Annotated in this window: 12 protein-coding genes; 1 reads left to right on the top strand and 11 read right to left on the bottom strand. The window is 43.7% G+C overall.

The features are described 5' to 3' along the window. Positions 1-383 precede the first annotated feature (383 nt). From AACS92_RS05970 to AACS92_RS05955, 4 genes are all read right to left on the bottom strand, one after another. The gene (locus AACS92_RS05970) at positions 384-1,580 is read right to left on the bottom strand and encodes an amino acid aminotransferase (protein WP_099110427.1); all 1,197 of its coding nucleotides are present in this window, start codon (positions 1,578-1,580) and stop codon (positions 384-386) included. Between the two features lie 66 nt (positions 1,581-1,646). Next, the gene (gene alr, locus AACS92_RS05965) at positions 1,647-2,726 is read right to left on the bottom strand and encodes an alanine racemase (RefSeq protein WP_099110426.1); all 1,080 of its coding nucleotides are present in this window, start codon (positions 2,724-2,726) and stop codon (positions 1,647-1,649) included. 68 nt (positions 2,727-2,794) lie between these two features. After that, a complete protein-coding gene (dnaB, locus tag AACS92_RS05960) occupies positions 2,795-4,204 on the bottom strand; it encodes a replicative DNA helicase (RefSeq protein ID WP_099110424.1) in 1,410 nt (469 codons plus the stop codon). A 419-nt stretch (positions 4,205-4,623) separates the two neighbouring features. Continuing rightward, positions 4,624-4,881 carry a helix-turn-helix domain-containing protein gene (locus AACS92_RS05955; protein WP_099110423.1) on the bottom strand — a complete coding sequence of 86 codons (258 nt, stop codon included), beginning with the start codon at positions 4,879-4,881 and terminating at the stop codon, positions 4,624-4,626. A 664-nt stretch (positions 4,882-5,545) separates the two neighbouring features. Here AACS92_RS05955 and AACS92_RS05950 point away from each other — a divergent pair. Next, the gene (locus tag AACS92_RS05950) at positions 5,546-6,805 is read left to right on the top strand and encodes a hypothetical protein (protein WP_099110422.1); all 1,260 of its coding nucleotides are present in this window, start codon (positions 5,546-5,548) and stop codon (positions 6,803-6,805) included. A gap of 251 nt (positions 6,806-7,056) precedes the next feature. On the opposite strand, the gene AACS92_RS05945 is transcribed toward AACS92_RS05950, so the two are convergent. The 7 genes from AACS92_RS05945 to AACS92_RS05915 all read right to left on the bottom strand — a co-directional run bounded on the left by AACS92_RS05945 (position 7,057) and on the right by AACS92_RS05915 (position 12,011). Beyond that, complete coding sequence (locus AACS92_RS05945; protein ID WP_099110421.1) at positions 7,057-8,718, bottom strand: terminase large subunit; 1,662 nt, start codon at positions 8,716-8,718, stop codon at positions 7,057-7,059. Then, complete coding sequence (locus tag AACS92_RS05940; protein WP_099110419.1) at positions 8,715-9,068, bottom strand: phage terminase small subunit P27 family; 354 nt, start codon at positions 9,066-9,068, stop codon at positions 8,715-8,717. Before AACS92_RS05940 ends, AACS92_RS05945 begins: the two co-directional genes overlap by 4 nt. Positions 9,069-9,186: 118 nt before the next feature. Continuing rightward, positions 9,187-9,612, bottom strand: a complete 426-nt coding sequence (locus tag AACS92_RS05935; protein WP_099110418.1) for an HNH endonuclease signature motif containing protein — start codon at positions 9,610-9,612, stop codon at positions 9,187-9,189. Further along, positions 9,612-9,914 (bottom strand): head-tail connector protein, encoded by a 303-nt coding sequence (locus AACS92_RS05930; protein WP_099110417.1) that lies wholly within the window; start codon positions 9,912-9,914, stop codon positions 9,612-9,614. Before AACS92_RS05930 ends, AACS92_RS05935 begins: the two co-directional genes overlap by 1 nt. Further along, complete coding sequence (locus AACS92_RS05925) at positions 9,911-10,246, bottom strand: phage head closure protein (RefSeq protein ID WP_099110415.1); 336 nt, start codon at positions 10,244-10,246, stop codon at positions 9,911-9,913. Before AACS92_RS05925 ends, AACS92_RS05930 begins: the two co-directional genes overlap by 4 nt. Beyond that, positions 10,243-11,460, bottom strand: a complete 1,218-nt coding sequence (locus AACS92_RS05920; RefSeq protein ID WP_099110414.1) for a phage portal protein — start codon at positions 11,458-11,460, stop codon at positions 10,243-10,245. Before AACS92_RS05920 ends, AACS92_RS05925 begins: the two co-directional genes overlap by 4 nt. Before the next feature lie 2 nt (positions 11,461-11,462). Then, a complete protein-coding gene (locus AACS92_RS05915; RefSeq protein ID WP_099110413.1) occupies positions 11,463-12,011 on the bottom strand; it encodes an HK97 family phage prohead protease in 549 nt (182 codons plus the stop codon). Between the last annotated feature and the right edge of the window lie 13 nt (positions 12,012-12,024).

Here is a 12,024-nt window from a genome sequence, read left to right as displayed (position 1 = left end):
CGCTTTTACAGATTAATATTTATCTCAATCTTTACTGAAAGAGTTCAAGAGTTAGCATTACATTTTCTTTATTCCCGGCAGATGAATATTTTAAATTAAAAGACCAGATATAATATTCAGATATATTAAATAGGAGTGAGTGAAAAATATCACAATGCCGCTACTATATAGAAAGTGATTATAAATTAACACAATAATTAATTTATAATCATAAAATAACAGATAAAAATCTATTATTATCATTTTAATTAGTGATATCTATCACATCAGGAAAAGTCCCTTATTCAATACCAGAACAAGGGACTATACATATCGTATTTAAAGTTGCCTCTCTAATTAGCTACGGTGCAACTCGATACCTATTAGATAGATATAGTGAATGCTTAACGACTCACCGCCACAAATGCTTCAACAACACGTTGTACATTATGATGATTCACACCCGCCATACAAACCCGGCCGGATTCAATCAGATAAACAGCAAATTCTTCACGCAGACGAACAACCTGTTCAGTGCTAAATCCGGTATAACTGAACATCCCACGCTGTTTAAGCAAGTGATCAAAGTTTTTCTCCGGTAATGCTTCTTTCAATGCAGATACCAGCACAGTGCGCATTTCCCGAATACGCAAACGCATCTGTTCAACTTCTCTCAGCCACTGTTCCCTCAGTAATGGATCAGCTAATACTCTCGCCACAACCTGACCGCCAAAATTAGGCGGACTGGAATAGATACGACGTACGCAGGCTTTTAGCTGCCCCAAGACACATTCTTTCGTTTCTTTATCGTCGCAAATAACCGATAAGCCACCAACGCGCTCGCCATATAAGGAAAATATTTTTGAGAATGAATTACTGACAAAGCAAGGTAGTTCAGCACTCGCCATCGCCCTAATTGCATAAACATCTTCTTCAATGCCTTCAGCAAACCCCTGATAAGCGATATCAAGAAATGGAATTAACTTTTGCTCTTTAACTACCTGAATGACCTGATCCCACTGGTCATTAGTCAGATCAGAACCCGTTGGGTTATGACAACAAGGGTGCATCAGGATAATACTTTTTGCTGGTAATTGCCGGAACGTTGCCAGCATTTCATCAAATTTTACCCCTTTGGTTTTATCATCAAAGTAAGGGTAATAATTTACTTTTATCCCTGCCCCAGAGAATATTGAAGCATGGTTTTCCCATGTAGGGTCACTGCACCACACTTCAGAATCAGGGAAATAACGATGTAAAAAGTCAGCACCGACTTTCAGTGCCCCTGACCCGCCGACTGTCTGGATCGTTGCAATACGATTTTGCTGCAACATTAAATGATCTTTACCGAATAATAATTCCTGAACTGCCAGCCGGTAAGCCATTAAACCTTCTATTGGAAGATAAAGAGAAGCAGACTGTGGCAGAGCACTTATTTGTTCTTCTGCGGTTGCAACAGCCTGCAATTGGGGAGTTATACCCTGCTCATCGTAATAAAGCCCAATGCTCAAGTTAACCTTTTCTGGACGGGGATCTTTTTTAAACGCTTCCGATAACGAAAGAATAGGATCACCTGCGTAAGCATCAACATTCTGGAACACTATGTTATACCTCTATTACCTAAATGATATTAAAGACACGGTAACAGACAATATAACTGAACCCGACTATTCGTCCAGATATTCCATCGCAACGCGTGAAGTTAATTTTGTGATGAGTTCATAGGCACTAATCCCTGTATATTCAGCGACTTTTTCCACTGGCAGGACTTTACCCCAGAGGATAACATCATCACCTACTTTATCCTGACAGTCCGGTCCTAAATCTACCGTGATCATATCCATGGATACCCGCCCAACAAGGGAGACTTTACGTCCATTAATAAATACCGGTGTGCCCGATAATGCACTACGGGGATAACCATCACCATATCCGATAGCTACAACGCCTAAATAGGTATCACGTTCACTGACCCAAGTGCCGCCGTAACCTACCGCTTCACCTGCTTTGTGTTTACGTACAGCGATTAAACTGGATTTCAATGTCATTGCGGGCATCAAGCTGAAATCATCCGCGGTCTTATCCGCCATCGGTGATGCGCCATACATCATAATGCCGGGGCGAACCCAGTCCAGATGAGCCTGTGGCCACAACAGAATTCCGCCGGATGCTGAAATGGATTTTTCACCCGCTTTATCTGCAACAAATAACTTAAATTGCTCAATTTGCTGATAAGTGGTATCCACCAGAGGTTCATCTGCCTGACTAAAATGGCTAATAATATTCACAGGCTGTTCAATATTACGGCAACGGCTCAAACGTTGGTAAAAATCTTCTGCTTCATCAATACGAACGCCAAGACGGTGCATACCCGTATCCAATTTCATCCATACTTTAATTGGGTGAGGTAAATCGGCTTGTTCCAGAGCTTCCAGCTGTTCGATACTGTGCACTACGGTTTCAATATGATTGACAACCAAAATAGGTAAGTCAGACGCCCCCAAAAAACCTTCCAGTAGCAGAATGGGTTTGATAACCCCACCACTACGCAAAGCCAGAGCTTCCCCTATTCGTGCAACACCAAAACAATCTGCGCTTTCCATCGTATACGCAGTTTCCAATAAACCATGTCCATAGGCGTTTGCTTTCACAACTGCAATGATTTTACTGCCCGGAGCTTTCACCCGAACCTGTTGCAGATTGTGTCGCAGAGCGCGGCGGTCGATAACAGCAGTTGCCGCTTTCATTTTTTCCCCTTTTTTATACTTTTTTCCAATCAATTGGTTTGAATAAATAGGCTTATTTTTAAACTGGGTTATTCATCGCTATAGCTTGGCCCAGCATAGTTATCAAATCGCGACCATTGACCGTTGAATGTCAGCCTTACCGTACCGATTGGGCCGTTACGCTGCTTACCAAGGATAATTTCCGCTACACCTTTCAGTTCACTGTTATCGTGATATACCTCATCACGATAGATAAACATGATTAAGTCAGCATCCTGCTCGATAGAGCCTGATTCACGCAGATCAGAGTTCACCGGACGCTTGTCAGCGCGCTGCTCCAGACTACGGTTAAGCTGAGAAAGGGCTACAACCGGCACCTGTAATTCTTTCGCCAATGCTTTGAGGGAGCGGGATATTTCTGCAATTTCCAGCGTTCGGTTATCAGAAAGAGAAGGCACTCGCATTAATTGCAGGTAATCAATCATAATCATGCTAAGCCCGCCATGTTCACGGAAAACTCTTCTTGCTCGGGAGCGTACTTCAGTAGGAGTCAGGCCGGATGAATCATCAATATACATATTGCGTTTTTCCAGCAAAATACCCATAGTGCTGGAAATTCGGGCCCAGTCCTCATCATCAAGCTGACCGGTTCGAATACGCGTCTGATCCACGCGGGAAAGCGACGCCAGCATACGCATCATGATCTGATTACCGGGCATCTCCAGACTAAAAATCAAAACCGGTTTATCCTGCATCATCGCTGCGTTTTCACACAAGTTCATCGCAAAGGTTGTTTTACCCATCGAAGGACGTGCAGCAACGATGATCAGGTCTGATTTTTGCAGACCCGCCGTTTTCTTATCCAGATCCTGATAGCCCGTGGAAACCCCGGTTACGCCATCATGTGGGCGCTGATAAAGCTGCTCAATGCGCTCAACGGTTTCTTCAAGGATTTGTTCAATACCTTTCGGGCCTTCATCTTTATTTGCCCGGGTTTCTGCTATCTGGAATACACGAGATTCAGCCAGATCCAACAATTCTTCACTGGTTCGGCCTTGTGGGTCATATCCTGCATCGGCGATTTCATTAGCAACCGCAATCATATCGCGAACGACAGCACGTTCACGGACAATATCTGCATAAGCATTGATATTTGCGGCACTTGGCGTATTTTTTGACAATTCTGCCAGATAGCCAAAACCACCGACATTATCCAGCTCCCCATTCAACTCCAGAGATTCTGATAATGTAATCAAGTCAATAGGTTTGCCTGTTTCAAGCAAACGCTGCATTTCAGAAAAAATGCGCCGATGTGGGCGGCTGAAAAAATCATTGCTGGTGACACGCTCGGATACGTTATCCCAACGTTCATTATCCAGCATCAAACCGCCCAACACGGATTGCTCTGCTTCCAAAGAGTGTGGTGGAAGTTTCAGCCCTTCCACTTGGCGATCTTTTGGTTCAGCCATACTGTTGTTAGTTGGTTTTCTTCCAGCCATGTAGTACATCAATCCACTAAACAAGAACGAAATAGCGCATCAGTATACGCCATGAAAACAACCTTGAGTAATTATATATAGTCTATACTCGTAATTTAAATACAACCGATTGATATTGAATAAATAAACCTCATTTTTAAACGCATTTGTTCTTGTTTGTTTATATAATTGTTTATACATAGAACACTGAACAAATCTATAAACAAAGCATAAGATAAAAACAAGGCAAAAGAAAAGAAAGAATGAGAGTGAATGCATGATCAGTAAAACGTGGTCAGTACGTTTAACGTTCCAAGCTATGAGGGTTATGTGTATTCAGTTGAAAACTATTAAAGTGATAATTGCAAATGATACTGCTAGTGAGAAGATACCCCGTTACGGCTATCTTCCCGATGATTTTTAAATGGAACTGATTATTTTTATGATTTATCCCGAACCTTGCGTTCAATCAATTCACCATACGAATCAAAATAGCGACTCGGCCAGATTTCAGATGGGTGTATTTCGAGATAGTTAGCGATGATCCATTCGCCTTTCGGCCACGGACGGCTAAGAGTATTTGCCAGTGTAGATGAACTGAGTCCCGCTTCACGGGAAACTGCGGCTAAGGTAGTACCACGCTTACGTAATGCGGCGATGATGTCGGCTTGATGCCAGTCATTTTTAACATTGAACATTCCTGCTACCCCTTCCATTAATTGATCATTGATGGTGGCGATTCAGACAGGGTTCGCAGTACCGGAACATACCCATCCGGCGAGGCCGAAACCTCCCCTATCAGAACCGCCATTGAGTAGGCGATAGCAGACACACTGGTAGAAATTTCCTACCAGTGGGGTATGTTTACAAGGCTGCGAAACCCTGACCACTGGATTTTGCCAATGGCGGGGCTACTTTAACTGATTGGTTTATCGTTCTCAATAAGCGAACCAGTAAAAACAGCTTACCTTTTTGCGTTATATGCGATTAAACAGCCCATGTAAGCTAATACTCTTGCTACTCAGGATTCAAGCAAATATAACAGTCAGCTCAGTGCCAAAAGCGGACATTACTAACACATAAATCTTAGTATGATGGTAAATCAACATATTAAAATAAAATTAACAATAAAATGTATTCACTGACCCAAAATTACATTTTATATAGTCTGTACCCATTATAGCTGTATAATTATTAACTTTGCGTTTTTAATTTAACATTAAAAACGGAGGGTTCTGTAAATAATATTCATGGTTTATAGACTGAGTTCTATTCAGTCGTGTTTAGATAATTCACTTTGCCATAGTATGCAAAAATGATACAATTCATTACGGTTAATTACTGTATTATCGGATAAATAAAATGATAAAGGAAATTGATACATTAAAACAGATTAATGAAATTGGGAATGCATCATCAATCGTTGAAGCAATGAATCAATATGAAGAGTGTAAGCATGAATTAAAAGACTGGAGAATACTTTTTTCGCATGAATCCACTAACGGACCATTTTATTTACCCAAGAAGGAGTTGTCGCCAAAATGTTATCTATTAACACCATTTAGAGGTAACTCATTATACGTTATTGATAAGGAAGTTATTGAGAGTAAGGGTGAAACCTTGCATTTTATTTCAACAGCAATATATGTCGATAGCAATACTGCCAGTTATATACGCTCACTTGCCTATGCTCCTCAACCATCAGAAAGAGTTTATCAAGTATGCAACTCTATATCTGAGCATATATCACAAGAAAATGTCAATGTATTAAACATGGCTTTGTATCTTTCTGAAATAGAAAGTAATTTAAAGGATACTGACATTAAAAAAGTTAAAGAAACAGTTTCCGCCTTGAAATCTATTCCCATGATAAATTCGTACTTTAATTCATCATGGAGAGAAAAATTTTTAAATGTATACAGATCAACTGCTGAGAAAGTAGCAGATAATCTTCTATTCGACTTTTATAACAAAAATGATTATCAGTTTGGGAAATTCTCGCAAATAGCAGATCTAATGGAATTGTTATTACTGAAAACGAAAATAATTGAGTACAGCTCAAAGCGCTCTTCCGAAAATAAACTCATGGATCTTTTTTCGGTAATTGATAAAGAAATTTCCATTATGATGCCAAAAGAAATAGCTGTTTGTGTCGATATCCTTTTTCACAAAAATAAACTAAAAACAACAAGAAAACTCAATAGCCTTCAAAACACCTCTGAACCTATTCAGTTAATTAGAAATTGTGCGATGGATTTGTTTATGGCCAGAATGTTGGATTTATTAACCAATACTAATGCTGATGATAATGGCACGCAATTTCACCTCGCGCAGATATTAACTTGTGATATTGATGTGTGGGATATATTAAACCTTACTGGACTTAATGCGGTTGCTGTTCATCGAGGCTCTAGTAATACGCTTCCAATTTATAGTAATGATTTCATGGAATGGATTGCCGATACTCTTGGAAATAAAAAACTAGAGACTATCTCGAAAATATTCACACCTCAGGGGGTAATTGATAGGAAAAAAAGACGTTCACATAATGACTTGAAATCTAATCTGCATAGATCTCGAGATGAATTGCTGCAAATATTAAAAGATAAAAGAGCAAAATGAAATATTATTAATATCGAATTAACACTTTCCCACTCTGATGTAGCAGTCTACATAGATAGTTTGTTATTCTGCGATACGTCAGCTCTTCGCTCATAGCTGGCTGTCAGATTTAGCCGCACTTTTCTACAGAACACGGTCAGATAAAGTAGCAACTAATCCCCAAAAAGTGTGTGATATCTAACCTTCTGAGCATTTGATTTAATTTCATTAATTCCCATACTGCACAGGCATTAAAAAAATCAATTAGTTATCTAAATCCCGTCAAAGTTATCCAGTCGCTGCTGCTGTTCTTCACTCAAGCTAAACGCAAACTCTTCATGCTCTGCCTGCCATGTACCAAAGCTTATCAGGAATGCAATTGCCGGGTCGATTTTGTTCGCCGATTTCTTCTTGTTCGGTTTGATATTAGCGTTAGCGTCCGTTTCCATCGCGACATTAGACATCGCCCATGCCAGTACCGGATCGCCGTTGTGACGAATAATCTTGCGGTTAACGAATACCTCAGCCGATTTTGCCACCGGGCTAAAGCGCATATAGGTTTGCGGGAAGGGTTCAACATCCAAGCCTGCGCCCTGTAATTGAGTACGTAGGTGCGTGGCGTTCCATGTATCAAAGCCCACAAGCTTAATATCAAAATGCTGGCTGTCTTTGAGAATATCATCACGGATACGGTCATAATCAATGCAATCGCCTACAGTGGTGCGTATCCAGCCTGCCTGTACCCATTGGCGATAAACAGCCCGATTCTTATTGGCAGGATTCTGTAACTGGGCTTCAGGCAGATAATGGCGGGTCAGTAATAACAATTCGTTATCCACGGGGAACGTGTAGCAGATACTGGTGATATCACCTGTGGAAGATAAATCCAATCCAGCGTAACACTCCAGCCCTTTCAGGTCGTTTTCGTCATAGTCGAGTTGGCAGGCTTTCCAAGCCCCTTCCCCCATCCACGGTGTTTCACCCTGACACCAGATATTAAAGCGTTTGGTTAACATTTCCGTCCATTGTGAGGGAATACCCCGCGCTTTCTGGATAGTGTCATGCAAAGCGGCACTGTCCACGGAGATATTCAGATTGGGATTGGCCTTTATCCAAAGTGATTCATCATCAATCTCGTTCTCGTCGTCCAGCTCGTAGATCAACGCAAACAGCGATTCGTTCAGTTCTTCTCCGCTCAGAATCTGGCAACAATAATCATAATGCTGTTTACAGGCTGAAATAACGTTACTACCTGCTGTCGTGATGGCAAACAGAATGCCTTCGGGACGTGCGCCCATACCCAACTCAAGGGCAGAGTAGACTGCGTTATCGGGGTGTAAATGATACTCATCGACAATTGCCAGACTGGGGTTAGTACCCTCAATCGTGGCGGCTTTGGCTGCCAGTGGTTTTAACAGGCTGTTGCTCTTGGCATAGGTTACTTTATGCTGTTGGACAGTTACCCGTTTTTTAAGCGGTTTTGATAACAAGCACATCTGGCGGGCATCATCGAATACAATACGTGCCTGATCGCGACTCACGGCGGCGGTGTAGATATCCTGCTGGCCTTGCTCCATCACCAGAAACCAGTTAGCCAGTATCGCGGCAACGGTGGATTTGGCATTTTTTCGCGGCACCTGAATATAAGCACTGCGATATTTTCGACGCACGGTTGCCTTAACTTTGAAGCCAAGCAAATTGGCAAACGCGAATTGCTGCCACGGTTCGAGAATGATGGGCTTACCGCGCAAGTGGCCTTTGACGTGCGGACAGTAACGGGAAAAGGCAATAAACCGCGCCACAACCTCCGTATCAAACACATAAAGCGGGTTATTCAGGTCGTTAAAGTAGCGTTTCACGGCCTGTTTTACCCGTTTACAGGCCGGAATTGTGCCGTTTTCGATATCAAAAGCGTATTGTTCCCATGTGTTCATAGTCGGTCTAGCTCGTCCTCTTCTTCTGTTTCCACCGGATTTTTCCGCCGTGATACGGGGTCAAAACCCAGCAATGAGGACATTTTTATCATGATTTTTTCAGCATCAGCCTTTGCGCTGAGTGAAGGATTGCGGCTTTCGCTGCCCTGACTATTCACGATGCTAAAGCCTCGGATATCAAGGTCTGCCACCGCTTTTCGGTAAATGGCATAGTTGACGCAATACAGCTCTAAGTTGTTCCAGTCGGCGGCGTTCAGGTCTTCCCGTTCACTTAAAATTTTACCTTTGGCTCTCCATTGACTGGCGGCAATCTCATTTAAATAAGTGGGTGGTTTGGGTGCTCTTGCCATAATGTTCGCTGTTCCTTGTGATTTATTTTCAAAAAAATCGCTGTGCGTAAAAATTGAAGGAGGGGGCGGTTCCGCTCAGAGGGGTGTTTGTCATTTTTGATACCCCCACCCCGTTATTTCATTTAGTTATTATTCTTGTGATAAATAATCGTGCCGCTTCTGCTTCCTGCTCGCGATAAGCACCTTGTTTGTGCCTCGCTTTGATGAGTGGGTCTGCCTGTACCGTCTTACGGTTGTGGCAGGCATGGCATAGTGCTTGATGATTGGATGCAGGCCAGAACAGCACATCTGCTTCACCTTGTATCGGGATGATATGATCCACAATGGTTGCAGGTATGTAGCAGTTCAGCTTGAGGCAATGCACACATAAGGGATGCGTTTTAAGATACATCAATCTGTATCTGCCCCATCGGTTACTGTAGCCACGTTCGGTACGTGTACCGCGCTGCCTGTTCTGTTCCCGCCGATGTTCCTCACAGCGACCAGACTTTACCCGTTGCTTACAACTGGGATAACTACAACGTCTTAACGGTTGCCACGGCATCAGTAGATCCCCACATCACGATAGATAGACCACAGTGATTTGATGGTAAAAGGCACTTCTTTTAGCTCAATATCGGTTGCCATTTCCCGATTCTCATACAGCAAGCCGATATACAGCAGGCAACCGACTTTAATCGCCGGGGTAAAAGCCAGATCATCACCAAACCGATTACCGATATGTTGCTGACAGACTTCCAGCGCAGCATCGGCATAGCCCGTTAATAAGCTATCATCAAGGGTGTAATCTTCCTCCAGTCGGCAATGCTGTTTGATTTCACTCAGGGGAATTTCAATCCGGCTCATCGGAATATCCCTCCCTTGCAAAGCAACTCTAAGCGGGTGTATTTCGCATCGGGGATGACCGCCATAATGCTAAAAGCGGTGCCTGTCGTGTTCGCTCCGTGAAAGGTAATGCTGTTCGCTGTGGTCACATCAGCACGATAACGCAGCCAGATACGCACGGTGGCTTCTGAGAACACGGCGCCGGATGCCACCAGTTCCCGCCCGCTAATGGCTTGGACTTCTGCCCAGACCGTGGCTAAATCCACCCAGTTGTTGAGTACTTCACCGAATTTACCCCGACTGGCTTCATTTTTTCGGATTGTCACCCGATGCCGTAATCTGCCTGCTCTCATTCGTTACTCTCCTTGTCTTGTTTGATTTCCACGGTTTGCTTCCATGCCTGACTGAATTCATCGCCACCGGCACGGGGTGATAAACCTTCCCGTTCACGGGCTTCATTCGGGCACATCACGCCGGATTTAATCGCGGTTTCATAACTCTGGAAGCGTTCTTTCGGATTGGCTCGCAGTAGGTCAGCAGTATCAAATTCGACTTGGTAGCGAATGCCTTTTGTTGGTGATGCCATCAGCAAAGCCGATTTGATTTGCTGCTCAAAATTGGCAAGCCACGGGCGCATGGTGATTGTCAGAAAAGCACGGGAGGCCTCACTAAAGTTGCTGTAGGTACTGTTCGAATACTCTTGCAGAAAGATAGGACTGACATTGAACATCCGGGCGATATCTTCAATGGTGAAACGACGGGAGGCCAGCCATTCGGCATCCTGATTGCTCATCCCTAATTGCTGATATTCCATCCCACCCTCAAGAATGGGCGTTTTGCCTGCATTGCGAGCACCTTTATAACGTTCGAGGGCTTCCAGCGCCTTATTACCTTTGATGCCATCCAGCCAGTCAGCGGCTTTAATCACGCCCGCCGCCATCATGCCGTCTTTCATGATACTTGCGCCGTGGCGCTGTTGTGCCAGCCCTAAACCCAACGTTTCACGGCAAATAGTGACAGGCGAGCGCCCTAAAAAGCCATCTTCGGTGGCATAGCGCAAATGCAACACTTCTTCTTGCAGATAGGTTTTCACTTTGCCGCTATAAGGTTCGGTGATGGTGTAAGCAAACCGGTGAGCGGATAATCGTTGCGCTACCACGGCTGACGGCGGGTAAGGGTGTAATGATTGTGGCTGACCATCACGCCCCCAGACTATGACCGCATAGGCATTACCATTTAACAGACAATGGCGCATCAGTGTTCGCTTAAACTGAAACGGGGTCTGACAATCGTTAGGGCATTCATTGAGTAAATAATCTACAGGGTGATCGCTCAACCATTCGCGGGATTCTTTGCCGTGCTGGTGCTGCACCCGATAGAGATAACAGGGCATGGTGGCAACGGCTTCACTAATCACTGTGACGGCGTTCATCACGGCAGGTAAACCCTCGGCGGTCGAGGGGGAAACATGTTCGCCTGATTTAGTATTAGGTATGCCTGCCAGAGAAAACAATTCATCAATGGTTATACTACGAGTCTCAGCGGCTTTACGCTTAAAAGGCCACATAATCACACCTCGGACAGTTGCAACCAGTAATGGCGCAAATCCACATTACAGGGCTTGACTGCGTTTAATGAGCGTTTGGCAATTTCAACGCCACTTTCAGGGTAAGCAGGCAAACTGGTGATGGTGATTTCCCGCAATTCGGCTTCTAAAACAGTTCTGACATACGGTGTTTGGCTGGTATCCCACCGATCTTTGAGTGCCCTGAATCCAAAACTCATTCCGGCAATATCACCACGTTCAACCAGTGTCAGCACATCGCGGCCTAACTGCGTATCTGGCGGGGTTAATTCGAAGCGTAATCCGGTGGCATCTTCGCTCAATTGCAACGTGCCGGACGTGGTTCGGCCTAATAGGTTCATGTGATCATGCTCATACAGTGCCCTGATATCTGCCCCCACTGTTAAACTGTCACGAAAGGCATTGGGGGCGAATTGTTCTACAAATTCATCCCACAAAACTTGTGATCGGCTGTTCCACTTAATCACATAGCCTGTCAGTTTCTTATCATTGGCAGATAATGAAGCGGTACGGATTTCAAAATCATTCTTCATCGATAAACTCCAA

The sequence above is a fragment of the Xenorhabdus sp. KJ12.1 genome, from assembly GCF_963876495.1.
In the GTDB taxonomy this organism is placed as follows: domain Bacteria; phylum Pseudomonadota; class Gammaproteobacteria; order Enterobacterales; family Enterobacteriaceae; genus Xenorhabdus; species Xenorhabdus stockiae.
The sequence above is the reverse complement of the archived record's forward strand: the minus strand, read 5'-3'. Positions and strand labels throughout refer to the sequence as shown.